The 19,006-nt window shown below is 71.0% G+C and carries 19 protein-coding genes; 14 read left to right on the top strand and 5 right to left on the bottom strand.

From position 1 onward, the window contains the following. The first annotated feature begins 56 nt into the window (after window positions 1-56). The 5 genes from C9J87_RS05600 to C9J87_RS05580 are packed head-to-tail and all read left to right on the top strand — an operon-like array spanning window position 57 to window position 5,847. Complete coding sequence (locus C9J87_RS05600; protein ID WP_107704927.1) at window positions 57-1,412, top strand: prenyltransferase/squalene oxidase repeat-containing protein; 1,356 nt, start codon at window positions 57-59, stop codon at window positions 1,410-1,412. Window position 1,413: 1 nt separating this feature from the next. Next, on the top strand, window positions 1,414-2,322 hold the full coding sequence (locus C9J87_RS05595; protein WP_010833805.1) for a hypothetical protein: 909 nt from the start codon (window positions 1,414-1,416) through the stop codon (window positions 2,320-2,322). Further along, window positions 2,322-3,431 carry an energy-coupling factor transporter transmembrane component T family protein gene (locus C9J87_RS05590; RefSeq protein WP_010833804.1) on the top strand — a complete coding sequence of 370 codons (1,110 nt, stop codon included), beginning with the start codon at window positions 2,322-2,324 and terminating at the stop codon, window positions 3,429-3,431. Before C9J87_RS05595 ends, C9J87_RS05590 begins: the two co-directional genes overlap by 1 nt. Then, on the top strand, window positions 3,428-5,029 hold the full coding sequence (locus C9J87_RS05585) for an ABC transporter ATP-binding protein (protein ID WP_010833803.1): 1,602 nt from the start codon (window positions 3,428-3,430) through the stop codon (window positions 5,027-5,029). The genes C9J87_RS05590 and C9J87_RS05585 overlap by 4 nt, the downstream gene beginning before the upstream one ends. Further along, a complete protein-coding gene (locus tag C9J87_RS05580; protein ID WP_010833802.1) occupies window positions 5,026-5,847 on the top strand; it encodes an ECF transporter S component in 822 nt (273 codons plus the stop codon). Before C9J87_RS05585 ends, C9J87_RS05580 begins: the two co-directional genes overlap by 4 nt. A gap of 19 nt (window positions 5,848-5,866) precedes the next feature. Here the strand turns inward: C9J87_RS05580 and C9J87_RS05575 are convergent, their stop codons facing one another. Genes C9J87_RS05575 through C9J87_RS05560 form a run of 4 tightly spaced genes read right to left on the bottom strand, consistent with a single transcriptional unit; the run spans window position 5,867 to window position 9,361 of the window. Continuing rightward, window positions 5,867-7,009: a PQQ-dependent sugar dehydrogenase gene (locus C9J87_RS05575; protein ID WP_010833801.1), complete on the bottom strand. Its 1,143-nt coding sequence runs from the start codon at window positions 7,007-7,009 to the stop codon at window positions 5,867-5,869. Beyond that, window positions 7,009-7,926: an alpha/beta fold hydrolase gene (locus C9J87_RS05570; protein ID WP_010833800.1), complete on the bottom strand. Its 918-nt coding sequence runs from the start codon at window positions 7,924-7,926 to the stop codon at window positions 7,009-7,011. The genes C9J87_RS05575 and C9J87_RS05570 overlap by 1 nt, the downstream gene beginning before the upstream one ends. Window positions 7,927-7,950: 24 nt before the next feature. Then, window positions 7,951-8,796 (bottom strand): EamA family transporter, encoded by an 846-nt coding sequence (locus C9J87_RS05565; protein WP_232211516.1) that lies wholly within the window; start codon window positions 8,794-8,796, stop codon window positions 7,951-7,953. A gap of 16 nt (window positions 8,797-8,812) precedes the next feature. After that, the gene (locus C9J87_RS05560) at window positions 8,813-9,361 is read right to left on the bottom strand and encodes a PadR family transcriptional regulator (RefSeq protein WP_010833798.1); all 549 of its coding nucleotides are present in this window, start codon (window positions 9,359-9,361) and stop codon (window positions 8,813-8,815) included. Between the two features lie 68 nt (window positions 9,362-9,429). Here C9J87_RS05560 and C9J87_RS05555 point away from each other — a divergent pair, with 68 nt between their 5' ends. The 4 genes from C9J87_RS05555 (at window position 9,430) to C9J87_RS05540 (ending at window position 13,690) form a co-directional block, all read left to right on the top strand. Beyond that, entirely contained in the window at window positions 9,430-10,539 is a 1,110-nt protein-coding gene (locus C9J87_RS05555) for a WD40/YVTN/BNR-like repeat-containing protein (protein ID WP_010833797.1), read from the top strand. A 153-nt stretch (window positions 10,540-10,692) separates the two neighbouring features. Beyond that, window positions 10,693-11,424, top strand: coding sequence for a helix-turn-helix domain-containing protein (locus tag C9J87_RS05550; protein WP_010833796.1), 732 nt, complete (start codon window positions 10,693-10,695; stop codon window positions 11,422-11,424). A gap of 10 nt (window positions 11,425-11,434) precedes the next feature. Continuing rightward, window positions 11,435-13,117 (top strand): dihydroxy-acid dehydratase, encoded by a 1,683-nt coding sequence (ilvD, locus tag C9J87_RS05545; protein ID WP_010833795.1) that lies wholly within the window; start codon window positions 11,435-11,437, stop codon window positions 13,115-13,117. Between the two features lie 9 nt (window positions 13,118-13,126). Beyond that, window positions 13,127-13,690, top strand: a complete 564-nt coding sequence (locus tag C9J87_RS05540) for a pyridoxamine 5'-phosphate oxidase family protein (protein ID WP_010833794.1) — start codon at window positions 13,127-13,129, stop codon at window positions 13,688-13,690. 27 nt (window positions 13,691-13,717) lie between these two features. Here the strand turns inward: C9J87_RS05540 and C9J87_RS05535 are convergent, their stop codons facing one another. Next, window positions 13,718-14,170: a DUF6973 domain-containing protein gene (locus tag C9J87_RS05535; RefSeq protein WP_010833793.1), complete on the bottom strand. Its 453-nt coding sequence runs from the start codon at window positions 14,168-14,170 to the stop codon at window positions 13,718-13,720. Between the two features lie 86 nt (window positions 14,171-14,256). Between C9J87_RS05535 and C9J87_RS05530 the strand changes: the two genes are divergently transcribed. From C9J87_RS05530 to ilvC, 5 genes are all read left to right on the top strand, one after another. Continuing rightward, window positions 14,257-14,670: a VOC family protein gene (locus C9J87_RS05530; protein ID WP_010833792.1), complete on the top strand. Its 414-nt coding sequence runs from the start codon at window positions 14,257-14,259 to the stop codon at window positions 14,668-14,670. Beyond that, the gene (locus C9J87_RS05525; RefSeq protein WP_010833791.1) at window positions 14,667-15,323 is read left to right on the top strand and encodes a 4a-hydroxytetrahydrobiopterin dehydratase; all 657 of its coding nucleotides are present in this window, start codon (window positions 14,667-14,669) and stop codon (window positions 15,321-15,323) included. The genes C9J87_RS05530 and C9J87_RS05525 overlap by 4 nt, the downstream gene beginning before the upstream one ends. Window positions 15,324-15,482: 159 nt before the next feature. Next, window positions 15,483-17,324: an acetolactate synthase large subunit gene (locus C9J87_RS05520; protein WP_269634817.1), complete on the top strand. Its 1,842-nt coding sequence runs from the start codon at window positions 15,483-15,485 to the stop codon at window positions 17,322-17,324. Beyond that, window positions 17,324-17,866: an acetolactate synthase small subunit gene (gene ilvN, locus C9J87_RS05515; RefSeq protein ID WP_010833789.1), complete on the top strand. Its 543-nt coding sequence runs from the start codon at window positions 17,324-17,326 to the stop codon at window positions 17,864-17,866. Before C9J87_RS05520 ends, ilvN begins: the two co-directional genes overlap by 1 nt. Before the next feature lie 74 nt (window positions 17,867-17,940). After that, complete coding sequence (gene ilvC / locus C9J87_RS05510) at window positions 17,941-18,966, top strand: ketol-acid reductoisomerase (RefSeq protein ID WP_036491084.1); 1,026 nt, start codon at window positions 17,941-17,943, stop codon at window positions 18,964-18,966. The last annotated feature ends 40 nt before the right edge of the window (window positions 18,967-19,006 follow it).

Below are 19,006 nucleotides of genomic sequence, written 5' to 3'. Positions count from 1 at the left end.
CGAGGAACCAGCGGGTCGCCGCCGTCAGGCGCTTCCCGCACAGCGGGAAGGAAATCATGTCTCACTCCCTGCGCACCGCTGGCGCACTGCTGGCCGCATCCACCCTGGCGGTGACCGTCATGGGGCAGCCCACCATGGCGGCCCCCGCACCTGCCCCTGCCAAGACCGACGACGGCGCCATCACCCTGGCCGGCACGTGGCTCAAGCGTGAGCTCACGAGCGGCCTCATGGTCTCTGACGGGTTCACCGACTACGGCCTGAGCATCGACACCGGTCTCGCCCTCGACCAGGCCGGCGACAAGTCCGGTGTCACCACGGTCAACACCGCACTGCAGCCCAAGATCAACGAGTACATCGCGGGCGACGCCTTCGGCGACGCCGGCAGCACCTACGCCGGAGCCACCGCCAAGGCGGCCACGTTCGCGCGCGTCGCCGGCGCCAACACCACGTCGTACGGCGGGGTCAACCTGGTCACCCGGCTCGAGGAGCGCGTCAGTGCGACCGCCCCGATCACCGGTCGCATCGAGGACAAGTCGTCCTTCGGTGACTTCGCCAACGTGATCGGCCAGGGCTACGCCGCCCGGGCACTGATCGAGGCCAAGTCCAAGCGGGCCGCCGACGCCACCGCGTTCCTGCTGGCCCAGCAGTGCGCCTCCGGATTCTTCCGCGAGTCCTTCACCAAGGACAAGGCCGCCCCTGCCCAGGGCTGCATCGAGGGCCAGGCGGACTCCGCGGCAAGCCTCGACTCCACGGCACTGGCCGTCGTCAACCTCCTGGAGTCGGGCAGTCGCGACAAGACCGTCGTCGCTGCCGTCGCGAAGGCGGGCACCTGGCTGGCCGCCCAGCAGAAGGCGAACGGCGCGTTCGGCGGCGGTGACCTGGGTGTCAACACCAACAGCACCGGCCTGGCCGGCTGGGCGCTCGGCCTCCTCAAGAACCGCGAGGCGGCCACCAGGGCGGCCGTGTGGGTCCGCAAGCAGCAGCCGATCGAGAAGAACAAGTGCCGCAGCGCGCTGACCAAGGACACCGGAGCCATCGCCTACCAGCCCAAGGACGTCCGCGATGCCCGCAACGACGGCATCACCGACAAGACCGCCTACCAGTGGCGCCGTGCCACCGCCCAGGCGATGGCCGTGCTCCAGTGGGCACCCGCCGCCGTGGACGCGCTGAGCGTCTCGAGCCGTCGCACGAGTGGCGAGGCCGGCGACAAGGTGCGCTTCAAGGTCAGCGGCCTGGCCCCGGGCGAGCGTGCCTGCCTGGCTGTCAAGGGTGACTTCAAGCGGATCGTGGGCAAGGCCAGTGCCGGCCCGGTTGCTCGCAAGCTCGAGCTGCCCACCGGCAACCGCAGCCGCATCGTGAAGGTCAAGACGGCTGACACCGCCGCCAAGACCACCATCCAGGTGCGCAACTGAGTTGACCCGAGGTCTTCTGTCCCGCATCGCCGCCGCGACCACCGTTCCGCTCGTGGTCGCGGCGGCGTGCGTGCTCAGCCAGGCCCCGGCCTCGTCGGCGGCCTGCTCCACCACCTCCGGGGTGAGCGTGGTCGTCGATCCCGGGGCACTCGGCGGCAGCATCGCCACGGTCTGCGACCCCGGCTCCGGCGAGGTCGCTGCCACCCGTTTCGAGCAGAGCGGGTTCGCCCTCACCGAGGTGCAGCGATTCCCCGGGTTCGTGTGCCGGGTCAACGGTGCCCCCGCGAGCGACCCGTGCGTGAACACCCCGCCACCCGATGCCTACTGGAGCCTGTGGTGGACCGACGGCACCAGTGGCGCGTGGAACTACTCCAGCGAGGCGGTCACGTCCCTCGACGTCCCTGACGGCGGTGCCGTCGCCCTCGCCTGGCAGCAGGGCGCGGCGCGCCGCACGCCGGCAGTCGCCGCACCGGTGCAGGCGGCGCCCAGCCCCAGCGAGAAGCCAACTCCGTCGCCCACGAAGAAGCCGACTCCGCAGCCGGCACGCACCCCCACGACGACTCCGACGCCATCGGCCACGTCATCGGCCCCGACGACCCCGACGGCCACGCCCACGGAGTCCGCCCCGAGCGCGTCCGCGACCGCCGATCCGAGCGGCCCTGCGACGACCGATCGGACACCGTCCAGCCCCTCCGCGCCGTCCTCGACCACCGCGACGAACTCCCCGAGCGACACGTCCGCACCGGCGCCGTCAACCACGACGCCCACTGATTCCCCGACGACCGAGCCGCGCGCTGCGGAGGAGGAGTCGGGCCGCGTCCCGACCTGGCTCACGCTCGCGATCCTCGCGATGCTGCTGGTGGCGATCGGCATGTCGGCCTACGCTGCGCGTCGGCGTACGCGCAGCTGATGACGCCCCGCGCCCAGCCCCGGCTGTCGCGCGACCTGCACCCGGTCGCGTGGTGGATCTGGGCCGTCGGGCTGGCGGCGGCGGCGACGCTGACGACCAACCCGCTGCTGCTCGTGCTGCTGGTCACGACCGCCGCGATGGTGGTGATGGCGCGCCGTTCCGACCACCCGTGGGCGCGGTCGTTCCGGCTCTACCTCCTGCTCGGGCTGATGATCGTGATCATCCGGGTCGCGTTCCGGATCCTCTTCGGCGGCGCGAGCCACGGCCGGGTGCTGGTCGACCTGCCTGCGATCCCGCTGCCCGACTGGGTCGCGGGTGTGCGACTGCTCGGGCCGATCACGCAGGAGGCGCTCCTCGCCGGTCTCTACGACGGACTGCGTCTCGCCGCCATCGTGATCTGCATCGGCGCGGCCAACTCGCTGGCCAACCCGAAGCGGCTGCTCAAGTCGGTCCCGCCGGCGCTCTACGAGATCGGCACCGCGCTCGTCGTGGCCGTGACCGTGTTCCCGCAGCTGGCCGACAGCGCCCGCCGCGTCCGCGCGGCCCAGGCGCTGCGCGGTGACGCCAGCAGTCGCGTCGGTCGGCTCCGCCGCTTCCTGGTGCCGGTGCTCGAGGACGCCCTCGAACGCTCCCTGTCGTTGGCCGCCGGCATGGACGCGCGGGGCTACGGTCGCGCTGGTACGGCGACGCGCGGCCAGCGATGGACCACGGGTGTCCTCCTGCTCGGCGCGCTCTGCGGGCTGTGCGTCGGCACGTTCGCCTTCCTCGACCGCACCGCACCCCGGTGGCTGGGAGTGCCGTTCCTGGTCGGCGGGGTCGTGGTCGCGGTGATCGGGCTCGTCAGCGCCGGCCGTCGGGTCGAGCGCACGCGCTACCGCCCCGACCGATGGCGGCTCGCCGAGCTCGTCGTGGCCGGGTCCGGGCTCGCCGTCGGCGTCGTCATCTGGCAGCTCGGCCGCGCCGAGCCGCTGGTGGTCTACCCGTCCGTGTCGGCCATGCCCTACCTCAGCGTGCTCGCCCTCGGCGGTGCGCTCCTCGGGCTCGTCCCCGCGCTCGCGGCGCCGCCGCCGCGTCAGCCCATCTCGACACCTCTGGAGGTCGGCGGATGATCGAGCTCCGCGACATCCACTTCGCGTACGGCGCTGGGCAGTCCGAAGAGCAGCGCCCGATCCTGCGCGGCATCGACCTCACCCTCGAGGAGGGCGAGCTGGTGCTGGTCTCCGGTCGCACCGGCGTCGGCAAGTCGACGCTGCTCGGCGTCCTGACCGGCCTGGTGCCGCGGTTCAGCGGAGGAACGCTGTCCGGCGACGTACTCATCGACGGCGTCAGCGTCATCGACCAGCCGCCGCGCGAGCGCGCACACGTCGTCGGCTACGTCGGCCAGGACCCGGTCGCGGGTTTTGTCACCGACACGGTCGAGGAGGAGCTCGCCTACGGCATGGAGCAGCTGGGCCTGCCGGGCGACACCATGCGCCGCCGCGTCGAGGAGACGCTCGACCTGCTGGGCATCGCCGACCTGCGCAACCGCGACCTACGCACGCTCTCGGGCGGCCAGCAGCAGCGCGTCGCGATCGGCGCGGTGCTCACCACCCACCCGCGCGTGCTCGTGCTCGACGAGCCGACCTCGGCGCTCGACCCGACCGCGGCCGAGGACGTGCTGGCGACGCTGACCCGACTTGTGCACGATCTGGGCCTGACCGTCCTGCTCGCCGAGCACCGGCTGGAGCGGGTCGTCCCCTTCGCCGACCGCATCTGCCTGCTGACCGGCGACGGGGGAGTGCTCGTCGACACCCCCGCGGTGGTGCTCGCCACCTCGCCCGTGGTGCCGCCGATCATCGAGCTCGGGCGGGCAGCGGGCTGGTCGCCGCTGCCGCTGAGCGTCCGCGACGCCCGCCGTGCAGCCAGGTCGCTCGCCCTCCCGGCGCCCGTCGTCGAGGAGCCGCCTGCCGGGTCGACCGTGCTGTCGGCCCGTGGGCTGACCGTCGCCCACGGCCGCAACGTCGTCCTCGACGGGGTCGACCTCGACCTCCGCAGCGGTCACGTCACGGCGCTGATGGGGCGCAACGGCGCCGGCAAGTCGACGCTGATCTGGGCGTTGCAGGGCACCCAGTCCCGACGCTCCGGCAGCGTCTCCGTCGCCGGCCGGGACCCCGGCCGCCTCGATGCCGCGGGCCGGCGCGCCCTCGTCGGGCTCGTGCCGCAGACGGCCGCCGACCTGCTCTATCTCGAGACCGTCGCCGAGGAGTGCGCCGCCGCCGACACCGGGGCCGGGGGCACCGCGGGCACCTGCCGGGGCCTGCTCGACCACCTCGTGCCGGGGATCGACGCCACCATGCATCCGCGCGACCTCTCCGAGGGCCAGCGGCTGGCGCTGGCGCTGGCGATCGTGCTGACCGCGCGACCGCGCGTGCTCCTCCTCGACGAGCCCACCCGCGGGCTCGACTACACCGCCAAGGCCGGGCTCGCGCGGATCGTCGCCGAGCTGGCCGACGACGAGCACGCTGTGCTGATCGCCACCCATGACGTCGAGTTCGTCGCGACCGTCGCCGACGACGTGGTGGTCCTCGCCGACGGCGAGGTCGTTTCGTCCGGACCGGCGCGCGAGGTCGTCGCCGCGTCGCCGTCCTACGCCCCGCAGGTCACCAAGATCCTCGGGCCGCCGTGGCTGCGGGTCGACGAGGTCGTCGCCGCCCTGGAGTCGTCGTGAGCGGTCTCGACGGAGCTCGACCCACGGTTCGGGCCGCGCTCCCGATCCGGCCGCGCTCCGCGGCGGTGCTGGGGATCGCTTCGCTCGCCGGGCTGATGATGCTCGGCTGGCCGCTGCTCCTCGACGTCCCCGAGACAGCGCGCATCGACCCGCCCTTCATCTTCCTGGCCCTCCTGCCGCTGGTGATCGTGGTCGTGCTCGCGGAGTTCAGCGAGGGCGGGATGGACGCGCGGGTGCTGGCCGTCCTCGGGGTGCTCTCCGCGATCAACGCCGTGCTGCGCGGGCTGGGCGCCGGGGTCGCGGGGATCGAGCTCGTGTTCTTCCTGCTGATCCTCGCCGGGCGGGTGTTCGGCCCGGCCTTCGGCTTCGTGCTCGGCTGCACATCGCTGTTCGCGTCCGCGCTGATGACCGGCGGCGTCGGGCCGTGGCTGCCGTTCCAGATGCTCGTCTCCGCCTGGATCGGGATGGGCGCGGGCTTCCTGCCGCGCCGCCTCTCAGGTCGTGTGGAGGTCGCCGCGCTCGTGGTCTACGGGATCGTGGCGTCCTACCTGTTCGGCATCTTGATGAACCTGTCGAGCTGGCCGTTCACGCTCGGCATCGTGGTCCAGGGCCACGAGGGATCGTTGTCGTACGTCGCCGGCGCCCCGCTGCTCGAGAACCTGCACCGCTTCGGGGTCTACACGCTGTTGACCTCGACCGGCAGCTGGGACACCGGCCGGGCGATCACCACCTCGGTCGCGCTGGTCGTGCTCGGGCCGGCGATCCTCACCACGTTGCGCCGGGCATCGAAGCGCAGCGTGATCAACCGGGTTTCGTGACGGTCGCTGCGCGACCTCCTCAACCGCCGGGTGACACCAGCAGGATGCGGTCGTCCTCGTCCGCCGGGTCCCCGCGGCCGTCTCGGTTGGACGTGGCGACCCAGAGGTCGCCGTCGGGCGTCGTGACGACGGTGCGGATCCGGCCGTGGTCGCCGGTGAAGAGGTCGACCGGCTCGCCGGTCGTGTCCCCGTCCAGGGGGATCCGCCAGAGGGTCTCCCCACGCAGTGCCGCCATCCACAGCGAGCCGTTCGCGAAGGCGAGGCCGGAGGGGGACGCCTCCTCCGTGGACCAGGTGACCAGCGGGTCGACGTAGTCCGGTGCGCCGCCGCGGCCCTCGACGGCCGGCCAGCCGTGGTTGCCGCCCTTCGTGACCCGGTTGAGCTCGTCGAAGGTCTGGTCGCCGAACTCGCTGGCCCACAGCTGGCCGGACTCGTCGAAGGCGAGGCCCTGCACGTTGCGGTGCCCGATCGACCACACGGGGGAGCCCTCGTCGGGGTTGCCCGGAGCAGGGTCGCCGTCGGCGGTGATGCGCAGGATCTTGCCGGCGAGCGACTCGGGGTCCTGGGCCAGGTCCGGCTCGCCGGTCTCACCGGTGGAGACGTAGAGGAAGCCGTCGGGGCCGAACGCCAGCCGGCCCCCGTCGTGGATGACGCCCTTGGGGATGCCGGTCAGGATCGGCGTCGGCTCGCTGAGCTCGTCGCCGTCCAGGGTGGCCCGGAAGACGCTGTTGTCCTCGGCGGTGGTGGCGTAGAAGAACACGGTGCTGTCGGTCGCGAAGTCGGGAGAGACCGCCACGCCCAGCAGGCCGGCCTCGACCTCGGGGGCCGCCTGGTCCAGCTCGCCGAGCTCGGTCACCTCGGCCTCGCCGCCGGTGCGGGGCGTCAGCAGCAGCACCCGGCGGGAGTCGCGCTCGGTCACGATCGCCGAGCCGTCCGGCAGGAAGGCGATGCCCCACGGGACCGAGAGCCCGCTGGCCACGGTGCCGGTGACGCGGGGCTTGCCGGTGCGGGTCTGCGGTGAGGTGGCCGGCGAGGACGGAGCCGGGTCGGACGTCGCCGTACCGGCACTGCCGTCCGGGTCGCGCGGTGAGTCGGTCAGGTCGCCGCAGCCGGCGAGCGCTAGCAGCAGCGCGATCGGGAGTCCGGCGCGGGCGCGGGACATCAGCCGACGCGCTCGACGAACTCGACGAGCAGCTGGTGGACGACCTCGGGTTGTTCCATCTGGACGAAGTGGCTGGCCCGGAGCTCGACGTAGGTCGCCTCCTTCATCCGCGCGGCCGCGGAGGCCATGTCGCGGGCGCCGGCCAGCAGGTCGTAGGTCCCGGCGACGAAGAACGCCGGCACAGTGATCGCGCTCAGGGAGACGCGGGGGTGCTCGGAGGTCTTGATCGCGAGGTGGAAGTACCACTCGACGGGCGTCGTGAGGAACTCCTTGATCGCGCGCGCCGTCATCGCGGGATCGGCCAGCGGGAGCATGAAACCGGTGTGGCCCAGGACGCTGACGGTCTTCGGGCCGACGGGCAGCCGGCTGGCGATCGGGGTCAGCGCGCGTCCGCCGAGCTTGACCGCCCGGGCCAGGTTGACCGTGGCGACCCGGGCCGCCCAACGCGGGACGTGCAGCGGGCCGAGCATGGTGCCGAAGGTGTTGCCCGGGACGCCGCAGACTGCGAACAGCCCGGTGACCCGCTCGGGGTGGCGCAGCGCGAGCTCGAACATCGTGTTGACGCCCATCGACCACCCCATCAGCACGGCCCGGTCGATGCCGAAGTGGTCCATCACCGACAAGCCGTCCTCGACGAACTCGCTGATGCCGACACGGCTCGTGTCCAGCGGCCGCGCCGAGCCGCCGACGCCGCGGTGGTTCCAGGAGACGACCCGGATGCCGCAGTCGGGATCCAGCAGGGCCGGCCACGCCCACGGGTTGGTGCCGAGGCCGTTGCAGAGCACGACGGTCGGGCCGTCGATGGTGCCCTCGGGGTCGTTGGTCCAGGCTCGGATGCGAGTGCCGTCGTCGGACAGTACGTCGACGAAACGGACTCGGGCGTCGGTGCTGACCGGCCCGGGGGTCGTCTTCTCCATGCGCAGATTGTGCCCCAGCGGCCGTCAGTCGGGCGCGGGCTCGCTGAGGACCGGACGACTGCGCGTGGCGCCGACGCTCGCCACGACCACGCAGGCCACGGCGAGCCACTGCGTCGGGGCGAGCAGCTCCTGCAGCACTACGATCGCCGCCAGCGCCGCCGCGGCCGGCTCCAGGCTCATCAAGATGCCGAACACGCTGGGTGCCAGGGACCTGAGGGCCACCAGCTCGCAGCTGTAGGGGATGACCGAGCTGAGCACGCCGACCAGGGCGCCGATGAGCAGGACGCGGGGGTCGAGCAGCGCCGTACCCCCCGACACGATCGCCGGAGCGGTGAGCAGCAACGTCGCGAAGGCGCTGGCGATCGCGAGGCCGTCGAAGCCCGGCCAGCGCTGCCCGGTCTGCGCACTGAGCAGGATGTAGGCCGCCCATGCCGACCCGGCCAGCAGGGCGAACGCGACGCCGACCGGGTCGAGGTCGGCCGGCTCGAAGCCGAGCAGCGCGACACCCGCGGCCGCCAGGACGACCCAGATCAGGTCGCGGGCCCGGCGCGAGCCGAGCACGGCCAAGGTGAGCGGGCCGATGAACTCGATCGTCACCGCGATGCCGAGGGGGATGCGGGCGAAGGACTGGTAGATCGCCCAGTTCATCAGGCCGAGGCTGGCGCCGAAGGCGGCCACGACCAGCCAGTCGGCGCGGCTGCGTCCCCGCCACGAGGGACGGGCGATCGCGAGCAGCACGAGGGTGCTGGTGACCAGGCGCAGGAACACCATCGAGGTCGGTGAGATCGTGCCGAAGAGGTCCTTGGCGATGGCGGCGCCGGCCTGGACCGACACGATGCCGATGACGACCAACCACACGGCTCGGGTCACGCGCGTCCTCCTGGGCCTACGGGCCCTCGTCCTCCAGGCGCCGGATCAGGTCGCCGACGATACGGCGCTCGTTCTCGAAGTAGTCCAGGCCCCAGTCGGCGACGAGGCTCGGGTGCCGGAAGATCTCGCCCGGGCCGTCGTGGCCACGCAGGCCGTCGCGGACCTCGACCAGGGCCGCCTCCTCCTTCTCGAGGGCGAGCACGTGGTCGCGGAGCATGGCCACGGTCGTCTCCCGGTCCACGACGTGCCCGAGCAGCAGCCGCAGCGCGACCGGGTGCTTGAGGACGGGGAACCCCGGCGCGCTCTCGCGCATCCAGGTCGTGAGTGCCTCCCGGCCGGCGTCGCTGATCGTGTACGTCGTCCCGCGGCCTTCGCCGCTGGGCGTGACGAGCCCGTGCTCGGCGAGCCTGGCGAGCTCGCTGTAGACCTGGCTCATCGCGGGGGAGACCCAGTAGAACCGCAGGGTCGCATCGGCTCGCTGCTTGAGCTCGTAGCCCGTCAGCGCGTCGCCGAAGGTGAGCAGCCCGAGCAGGGCGTAGGAGGTGACTGGAAGGCCTTGACCCATGGTCGGATCAGACTACTGTTCCTACTAGGACTATTCCTAGTAGGAACGGCAGTCGAGGGGGAGATTCGATGACCAGCACGATCGCACTGGTGGGCACGCGGAAGGGACTGTGGATCGGCACCTCGGATGCCGCGCGCACCGCTTGGTCCTGGTCGGGACCACACTTCCCGATGGAGGAGGTCTACTCCGTCCTGATCGACCGTCGCGGGTCGACTCCTCGGTTGTTCGCCGGCTGCTCGTCCAGCTGGTTCGGCCCGCAGGTGCGTCGCTCCGACGACCTCGGGCAGACGTGGGAGGAGACCGCCAACGGTGCGATCCGCTTCCCCGACGACGCGCAGCTCCCGGACGGTTCGCCGGCAACCCTGGCCCGTGTCTGGCAGCTCGTGCCCGGCGTCGGCGACGACGTGGTCTGGGCGGGCACCGAGCCCGGCGCGATCTTCCGCTCCGAGGACCGCGGTGAGTCGTTCTCCCTCGTGCGCGGCCTGTGGGACCACCCGCACCGCGCCGAGTGGAACGAGGGCTTCGGCGGTCAGGCCTTCCACACGATCCTCCCGCACCCCACCGACGGCTCGTCGGTCCTCGCCGCGCTCTCGACCGGTGGGGTCTATCGCACCGAGGACGGCGGCGCCTCCTGGTCCGCCTCCAACAAGGGGATCAAGGCCGAGTTCATGCCGGGGGAGCGCAACTACCCCGAGTTCGGCCAGTGCGTGCACAAGGTGGCCCGCGACTCCTCGGACCCCGACCGGCTCTTCCTCCAGAACCACGGCGGCGTCTACCGCTCCGACGACGGCGGCGCCTCCTGGCAGGACATCGCCCCCGGCCTCCCCTCGGAGTTCGGATTCGCGATGGTCACCCACCCACACCGGGCGAACACTGCCTACACCTTCCCGATCGCCGACGCCGGCGCACGCTGGCCCGTCGACGGCAGAGCTCGCGTCTGCCGTACCACCGACGGCGGCTCCTCGTGGGAACAGCTGGGCGAGGGCGCACTGCCCGACGGGTTCTACGCGGCCGTGATGCGCGACGCGATGTGTGCCGACGACCACCAGGACGCCGGGCTCTACTTCGGGGGCCGCAACGGAGCCGTGTGGTGCTCGCCCGACGAGGGCCGCACCTGGCAGGAGATCCACAAGGACCTCCCCGACGTGATGGTCGTCCGCGCCGCGACGCTGGACTGACGTCCGCCGAGTCGCGCTGATCCCGGCAACGGGGAGACCCCTCCCCGCCACGCTTGGACCTGAGTCCTCTGAGGACTCAGGTCCAAGCGTGTTGTCGGTGCCCCCTGCTGTGATGGGTCTCCGGACAGGACGAGCGACCATCGGGGAGATGGGATGGAGATCGAGCAGCAGGGATCGAGCACCAAGCAGGGGACCAGCAGCGAGCAGCAGGACGCCATGACCGGCCGGGCCGGTGATGTCGCCGGGTTGATCCGGCGCGTACGCCGCCTGGCGAAGCTCTCCCAGCGTGACCTGGCGCAGGAGCTGGGCGTGTCGCAGTCGGCCGTGGCCAAGTGGGAGACGGGGCGGACAACGCCCGGGGCGCGGATGATGGTGCGAGTTCTGGAGCTGGTAGAGTTGGAGCTGGCTGCCGTGCGGCGCGACGGTGAGCGGGTGCGGCCCATGCGAGAAGGTGCCGCTAGGGATGCGGCAGGCCGGCGATACCCGGCACACACGTATGTCTGGGCGCAGGGCTGGTGGGCGCCTGAGGGTTCGGAGACGACCTCGTGGTACTCCGCGATTCTTGCCCGCTCCGAGGACCTCGACCTGCCGCGGGTGAGGTACAGCACCTGGTGGCAGCTGGGTCGCCGACCGACACTCGCCGATGTCGCCGACCACCCCACGTGGGAGGAGCTGGTGGCGGAGGCGCGGGAGGGCTGGCGACCGCCCCGGCGCAATGTGCTGCCGATCCCCGAATGGGCCTACGCCGACTCGAGGAAGTCACGCAACCGCCGGGCTGGCTCGTTCCCGATCCTTCCCCACGAGGTCAGGATCGGTCGCGGCGCGGGTCTCTTCTGGCAGGCACCGGCTGAGACGCGAGGCGGGACCGACGCCCCGCGCCAGTAGCCTTGCCGCCATGACCCAGCAGCACGACATGAAGCCCCGTTCGCGCGACGTCACCGACGGTCTGGAGAAGGCCGCCGCCCGTGGCATGCTCCGTGCGGTAGGGATGGGCGACGACGACTGGGTCAAGCCGCAGATCGGTGTCGCGTCCAGCTGGAACGAGATCACCCCCTGCAACCTGAGCCTGGACCGGTTGGCCAAGGCCGTGAAGAACGGCGTGCACGCCGGCGGGGGATACCCGCTCGAGTTCGGCACGATCTCGGTCTCGGACGGCATCTCGATGGGCCACGAGGGCATGCACTTCTCGCTGGTGTCGCGCGAGGTCATCGCCGACTCGGTCGAGACCGTGATGATGGCCGAGCGCCTCGACGGCAGCGTCCTGCTCGCGGGCTGCGACAAGTCGCTCCCGGGCATGCTGATGGCAGCAGCCCGCCTCGACCTGGCCAGCGTCTTCCTCTACGCAGGCTCGACCATGCCCGGGTCCGTCGACGGCAACGACGTCACGATCATCGACGCCTTCGAGGCTGTCGGCGCCTGTCTCGCGGGCAAGATCACCCGTGAGGAGGTCGACCGCGTCGAGCGGGCGATCTGTCCCGGTGAGGGCGCCTGCGGCGGCATGTACACCGCCAACACCATGGCCAGCGTCGCCGAGGCGCTCGGGATGAGCCTGCCCGGCAGCGCGGCCCCGCCGGCCGTGGACCGCCGTCGCGACGGGTTCGCCCACCGTTCCGGTGAGGCGGTCGTCGAGATGCTGCGCCAGGGCATCACGGCCCGCCAGATCATGACCAAGCCAGCCTTCGAGAACGCCATCGCCGTCGTCATGGCCCTCGGCGGCTCGACCAACGCCGTACTCCACCTGCTTGCCATCGCCCGGGAGGCGGACGTCGACCTCGAGCTCGACGACTTCAACCGCATCGGCGAGAAGGTCCCGCACCTCGGCGACCTGAAGCCCTTCGGGCGCTACGTCATGAACGACGTCGACAAGATCGGCGGCATCCCGGTCGTGATGAAGGCGCTGCTCGACGCGGGCCTGATGCACGGCGACACGCTCACCGTGACCGGCAAGACCATGCGCGAGAACCTCGAGGCGCTCAACCCGAAGGGCCTCGACGGCGACGTCCTGCGTGCGCTCGACAAGCCGATCCACGCCACCGGCGGCATCACGGTCCTGCGGGGCTCGCTGGCACCCGAGGGCGCCGTGGTCAAGAGCGCTGGCTTCGACGACACGACCTTCACCGGCACCGCCCGCGTCTTCGACGGTGAGCGCAAGGCGCTCGACGCGCTCGCGGCCGGCGAGATCAAGGCACGCGACGTCGTGGTCATCCGCTACGAGGGCCCCAAGGGCGGCCCCGGCATGCGCGAGATGCTGGCCATCACCGGCGCCATCAAGGGCGCCGGCCTCGGCAAGGACGTCCTGCTCGTCACCGACGGCCGGTTCTCCGGCGGCACCACCGGCCTGTGCGTGGGCCACATCGCCCCCGAGGCCGTCGACGGTGGTCCGATCGCGTTCGTGGCCGACGGTGACCCCATCACCCTCGACGTCGCCAACTGCACGCTCGAGGTCGAGATCGACGACGCCGAGCTGGCACGCCGCAAGGAGGGGTGGGAGCCGCTGCCCCCGAAGTACACCCGCGGGGTGCTCGGCAAGTACGCCAAGGTCGTCCAGTCGGCCGCCCACGGCGCCGTCACCAGCTGACGGCCGACGATGGGCAAGGTGCACGACGGGATCGACGCACGTCTTCGGACGTTCATCGAGGCCCAGCACGTCTTCTTCGTGGCGACGGCGCCGCTGGGCGCAGGGGGACACGTCAACCTCTCGCCCAAGGGCCTGGCCGACTCCTTCGTGGTGGTCGACGAGCACACGGTCGCCTACCTCGACCTCACGGCGAGCGGCGCGGAGACCATTGCGCACGTCCGGGAGAACGGCCGCATCACGCTGATGTTCTGCTCGTTCGCGCGCGAGCCCAACGTCGTACGCCTGCACGGCCAGGGTCGTGTGGTGAGCATCTACGATGAGGAGTACGGCGCGTGGGCGGCGCGGTTCCCGGCCAACCCGGCCGCGCGGGCGGTGATCGTGGTCGACGTGGAGCGGGTGAGCGACTCGTGCGGCTACGCCCTGCCGCTGCTCTCGCTCGACTCGGAGCGCGACCTGCTCACGCCCAACATGGAGCGCCGGGGCGAGGACGGCCGCATCGCCTACCGGCGCGAGAAGAACACGCTCAGCATCGACGGCCTGCCCGCCTTCGGGGACGACGACCTCGCCCGGTGACCTGAACGGTCGCCGGCTGCGGCGGTCTCAGTGCGGCTTGACCCAGATCAGCTCGTCGCTGGCCCACTTCTCCTTCGCGACGGGCACCAGGGCCTTCAGCGCGTCGGTGAGCGAGCCCTGGCCGATCGTGGCGGAACTCGCTTCGCCGTACGCCCGGCCCGCGGCGTTGTTGTGCAGGTCGACGCGGGTGTCGTGGGGGGTGTTGCGGCCCTCCTCGTGGGCGGCCGCGACAGCCTCGGCGACGGCGCTGCCGTGGCGTCCGGCGATGTAGGCCTGCCAGATGAAGTGCCGGACGGCGTTCTCCATGCCGGGCGTGCCGTCGGTGGCGGACGAGGCGATCTGGATCGCGGCGGCCGACGCCGCCATGACGTCGGCGGCGGCGGAGGCGCTGGCCCCGGCGTCGCGGGCGGCGTTGAACACGTGGGGAGCGCCGACGACAGCCTGCGCGGCCTTCTTGAGCGAGTCGAGTGGGGAAGCCATGTGTCCACCGTGTCAGATCGGCGGGTGGGCCGCATCCACGGACGCGCCACTGGCCGGTGTCGGTGGCCGGTGGCACAGTGAAAGCCATGGACCAGCGGATCAGCTTCATCACCTTGGCAGTGCGCGACCTGGGCGAGTCCCGGAAGTTCTACCTCGACGGTCTCGGCTGGAAGCCCTGCCTCGACCAGCCCGGTGAGGTGCTCATGTTCGACGTCGGCGACAAGCTGATCTTGTCGTTGTGGGACGTCGACGCGTTCACCGCCGAGGTCGGGCAGCCGCCGGGCGGGGGAGTCCCGCCGATCACCATCGCCCACAACCTGGCCACGACCGACGGTGTCGACCGGGTGCTCGAGCAGGCCCGGGTCGCGGGCGCCGCCCAGGTGACCGACGCCGTCCAGCGCGACTGGGGCGGCTACTCCGGCTACTTCGTGGATCCCGACGGCTTCCGCTGGGAGATCTGCCACAACCCCTCCGAGATCGGACAGAAGGTGCTGCCATGACCGAGACCATGAAGCTGTACGGCGACGTGGGAGCCGCCGGGCTCGACGACTGGCGGATGCTCGCCCAGGGCATCCACGCCCGTTTCACGACCGGCGACTTCGCCACCGGCCTGTCGCTGGTCAACGCGATCGGCGAGGCTGCCGAGGCGGCCAACCACCACCCCGACATCACCCTCACCTACCCGCGGGTCGACGTGATGCTGACCAGCCACGACGTCGGCCACGTCACCCAGCGCGACCTCGACCTCGCCGCGCAGATCAGCGAGGCGGCGCGCGGCCTGGGCGTCGGCTCCGACCCCGACTCGCTCACCCAGATCGAGGCCGCCCTGGACACCCCTGCCCCGAGCGGGATCCAGCCGTTCTGGCGGGCCGCCCTCGGCTACGAGCCGCTCGACGACGCGCCGGACGAGCTGCGCGACACGTTCGGCCGCAACATCAACGTCTGGTTCCAGGACTCCGGCTCCGAGCCCGACCGCCAGCGCTGGCACTACGACGTGTTCGTCCCCGGTGACCAGGTCCAGGCCCGCATCGACGCGGCGGTCGCGGCCGGCGGCACGCTGGTCGGCGAGCACCCCGAGCACAGCTTCTGGGTGCTCGCCGACCCGGACGGCAACAAGGTGTGCATCTGCACCGCAGCGGGCAGGGGGGAGTGACGGTTCTCATCCTCAACCACATGCTGGGATCGCCGTACCAAATAATGGGACGGCTGGCAGAGTAGGTTGACGTCGGAGCTCCCCGACGGCAACGGTAGGCGCATGCGCACTGACATTCTTGTACGCACGCGACGCGTGAGCTGAGGCCTTCCACCTCGACTGCTCACGCGTCCTCCCCTCGTTGCCCGCCGGGCCGAGGGGTTTTTTCATTCGTCACACAAGCAAAGGTTCACCATGACAGAGCAGGGCGGGATCGCTGGGGCGCCGATGACCGGTGCGCAGAGCCTGATCAAGTCCCTCGAGAGCGCGGGCACCACCGACATCTTCGGTATCCCGGGTGGAGCGATCCTCCCGGCCTACGACCCGCTGATGGACTCGACCAAGATCCGGCACATCCTGGTGCGCCACGAGCAGGGCGCGGGCCACGCGGCCCAGGGTTATGCCGCCGCCACCGGCCGGGTCGGTGTCTGCATGGCGACGTCCGGTCCGGGCGCGACCAACCTCGTCACGCCATTGGCCGACGCCCACATGGACTCGGTCCCGCTGGTCGCGATCACCGGCCAGGTCGGCGCCTCCATGATCGGCACGGACGCCTTCCAGGAGGCAGACATCCGCGGCATCACGATGCCGATCACCAAGCACAACTTCCTCGTCACCGACCCCGCCGAGATCCCGCGCATCGTCGCCGAGGCGTTTCACATCGCCTCGACGGGTCGCCCCGGTCCGGTGCTGGTCGACGTCGCCAAGTCGGCGCTCCAGGCAATGACCACGTTCCAGTGGCCGACCGAGCTGCAGCTGCCCGGCTACCGCCCGGTGACGAAGCCGCACAGCAAGCAGATCCGCGAGGCGGTCCGGCTCATCCTGGAGTCGCGCAAGCCGGTGCTCTACGTCGGCGGCGGCGTCATCCGCGCCCGCGCCTCGGCCGGCCTGCTCAAGCTCGCCGAGGCCACCGGCATCCCGGTCGTCACCACCCTGATGGCGCGTGGTGCGTTCCCCGACAGCCACCCGCAGCACCTCGGCATGCCGGGCATGCACGGCACCGTGGCCGCGGTCGCCGGGCTGCAGAAGAGCGACCTGATCATCAGCCTGGGTGCCAGGTTCGACGACCGGGTCACCGGCAATCTCGACTCGTTCGCGCCCAACGCGAAGGTCATCCACGCAGACATCGACCCCGCCGAGATCGGCAAGAACCGCCATGCCGACGTCCCGATCGTGGGGGACTGCGCCGAGGTGATCGCCGAGCTGATCGCGCTGCTCGCCACCGAGGCCGACGCCGGCAACACCGGCGACTACGAGGGCTGGGTCGCGTTCATCTCGGGCGTGAAGGCCAACTACCCGCTCGGTTACGACACCCCGACCGACGGCTCGCTCGCTCCGCAGTACGTCATCGAGCGGCTCGGTGCCATTGCCGGCCCCGAGGCCATCTACACCTCGGGCGTCGGACAGCACCAGATGTGGGCCGCGCACTTCGTCCGCTACGAGCGCCCCAACACCTGGCTCAACTCCGGTGGGCTCGGGACCATGGGCTACTCCGTCCCGGCCGCGATGGGCGCGAAGGTCGGCATGCCCGACTCCACCGTGTGGGCCATCGACGGTGACGGCTGCTTCCAGATGACCAACCAGGAGCTCGCCACCTGCGCGATCAACGACATCCCGATCAAGGTCGCGATCATCAACAACGAGTCGCTCGGCATGGTGCGCCAGTGGCAGACGCTCTTCTACAACGAGCGCTACTCCAACACCGACCTGCACAGCAAGCGCATCCCGGACTTCGTCAAGCTGGCCGAGGCCTACGGCTGCGTGGGCCTGGCCTGCGACTCGCCGGCCGATGTCGACGCCACGATCGAGAAGGCGATGTCGATCAACGACCAGCCCGTCGTCGTCGACTTCCGCGTGCACCGCGACGCCATGGTCTGGCCCATGGTGGCCTCCGGCACCAGCAACGACGAGATCAAGTACGCGCGCGACCTCGCGCCCCAGTTCGACGAGGATGACCTCTGATGGCAACCCACACGCTCAGCGTCCTGGTCGAGAACAAGCCGGGCGTCCTGGCCCGCATCGCGGGGCTGTTCAGCCGCCGCGGCTTCAACATCGAGAGCCTGGCCGTCGGCCCGACCGAGCACTCCGAGGTCTCGCGGATGACGATCGTGGTCAACGTCGACGAGTCCCCGCTCGAGCAGGTCACCAAGCAGCTCAACAAGCTGATCGAGGTGATCAAGATCGTCGAGCTCGACGGGTCTGCCTCGATCACGCGCGAGCTGATGCTGGTGAAGGTCAAGGCCGATGCCCAGACCCGCGGCGCCGTGCTCGATGCCGTCCAGCTGTTCCGCGCCAAGGTCGTCGACGTCGCTCCCGACGCCATCACGATCCAGGTGACCGGCAACGCCGACAAGCTCAGCGACGTGCTGCGCGTGCTCGAACCCTTCGGGATCCGCGAGCTCGTGCAGTCCGGCATGGTCGCGATCGGCCGGGGGTCGCGCTCGATCAGCGAGCGCAGCATCCGCCCTGTCCCGGTGTCCGCGCCCACGGCCCTCGGCGGTTGAGGAGGTCGCTCCGCGACCGTCTCGAAACCACAATCCACTCGAACCAGACACACCAACCAGAAGGAGAGCCCCCAGTGGCTGAGATGTTCTACGACGACGACGCCGACCTGAGCCTGATCCAGGCCAAGAACGTCGCCGTCATCGGCTACGGCAGCCAGGGTCACGCCCACGCGCTCAACCTGCGCGACTCCGGCGTCGACGTCCGGGTCGGCCTGAAGGAAGGCTCCACGAGCCGCGCCAAGGCTGAGGACGAGGGGCTGCGCGTGCTCTCCGTCGCCGAGGCGGTCCAGGAGGCCGACGTCATCGTCGTGCTCGCCCCCGACCAGTTCCAGCGCCACATCTACGCCGAGTCGATCGAGCCGCACATCACCGAGGGCGACACCCTCGTCTTCGGCCACGGCTTCAACATCCGCTTCGGCTACATCCAGCCGCCGGCCGGTGTCGACGTGATCCTCGTGGCGCCCAAGGCCCCGGGTCACACGGTGCGTCGCGAGTACGTCGCCGGGCGGGGCATTCCCGACATCATCGCCGTCGAGCAGGACGCGTCCGGCACCGCCTGGGACCTCGCGAAGTCCTACGCCAAGGCCATCGGTGGCACCCGCGCCGGTGTCATCAAGACGACCTTCACCGAGGAGACCGAGACCGACCTGTTCGGTGAGCAGGCTGTCCTCTGCGGCGGCGTGTCCCACCTCGTCCAGGCGGGCTTCGAGACCCTGACCGAGGCCGGCTACCAGCCCGAGATCGCCTACTTCGAGGTCCTCCACGAGCTCAAGCTCATCGTCGACCTCATGTGGGAGGGCGGCATCGCCAAGCAGCGCTGGTCGGTCTCCGACACGGCGGAGTACGGCGACTACGTCTCCGGCCCGCGCGTCGTCACCCCCGAGGTGAAGGCCAGCATGAAGTCGATCCTCGACGACATCCAGTCCGGTGCCTTCGCGAAGCGCTTCATCGACGACCAGGACAACGGCGGCACGGAGTTCCTCGAGCTGCGCGAGAAGGAAGCCGCGCACTCGATCGAGGCCACCGGCAAGACGCTGCGCTCCCACTTCGCGTGGAAGCAGGAGGACTCGGACTACACCGAGGGCTCCGCGGCTCGCTGACCCGTCACACAGTCACGCACGAACAACGCCGACCGGGCAC

This window comes from Nocardioides allogilvus (assembly GCF_003047285.1).
Classification (GTDB): Bacteria; Actinomycetota; Actinomycetes; order Propionibacteriales; family Nocardioidaceae; genus Nocardioides; species Nocardioides allogilvus.
Note: the sequence above shows the minus strand (reverse complement) of the source record. Positions and strands in the feature narration are given on the sequence as shown.

Excerpts from the sequence above, each read along its gene's own strand:
- C9J87_RS05600 (WP_107704927.1), top strand. The coding sequence starts at position 57 with ATGTCTCACTCCCTGCGCACCGCTGGCGCACTGCTGGCCGCATCCACC.
- C9J87_RS05590 (WP_010833804.1), top strand. The coding sequence starts at position 2,322 with ATGACGCCCCGCGCCCAGCCCCGGCTGTCGCGCGACCTGCACCCGGTC.
- C9J87_RS05585 (WP_010833803.1), top strand. The coding sequence starts at position 3,428 with ATGATCGAGCTCCGCGACATCCACTTCGCGTACGGCGCTGGGCAGTCC.
- C9J87_RS05575 (WP_010833801.1), bottom strand. The coding sequence starts at position 7,009 with ATGTCCCGCGCCCGCGCCGGACTCCCGATCGCGCTGCTGCTAGCGCTC.
- C9J87_RS05570 (WP_010833800.1), bottom strand. The coding sequence starts at position 7,926 with ATGGAGAAGACGACCCCCGGGCCGGTCAGCACCGACGCCCGAGTCCGT.
- C9J87_RS05560 (WP_010833798.1), bottom strand. The coding sequence starts at position 9,361 with ATGGGTCAAGGCCTTCCAGTCACCTCCTACGCCCTGCTCGGGCTGCTC.
- C9J87_RS05555 (WP_010833797.1), top strand. The coding sequence starts at position 9,430 with ATGACCAGCACGATCGCACTGGTGGGCACGCGGAAGGGACTGTGGATC.
- C9J87_RS05550 (WP_010833796.1), top strand. The coding sequence starts at position 10,693 with ATGGAGATCGAGCAGCAGGGATCGAGCACCAAGCAGGGGACCAGCAGC.
- ilvD (WP_010833795.1), top strand. The coding sequence starts at position 11,435 with ATGACCCAGCAGCACGACATGAAGCCCCGTTCGCGCGACGTCACCGAC.
- C9J87_RS05540 (WP_010833794.1), top strand. The coding sequence starts at position 13,127 with ATGGGCAAGGTGCACGACGGGATCGACGCACGTCTTCGGACGTTCATC.
- C9J87_RS05535 (WP_010833793.1), bottom strand. The coding sequence starts at position 14,170 with ATGGCTTCCCCACTCGACTCGCTCAAGAAGGCCGCGCAGGCTGTCGTC.
- C9J87_RS05530 (WP_010833792.1), top strand. The coding sequence starts at position 14,257 with ATGGACCAGCGGATCAGCTTCATCACCTTGGCAGTGCGCGACCTGGGC.
- C9J87_RS05525 (WP_010833791.1), top strand. The coding sequence starts at position 14,667 with ATGACCGAGACCATGAAGCTGTACGGCGACGTGGGAGCCGCCGGGCTC.
- ilvN (WP_010833789.1), top strand. The coding sequence starts at position 17,324 with ATGGCAACCCACACGCTCAGCGTCCTGGTCGAGAACAAGCCGGGCGTC.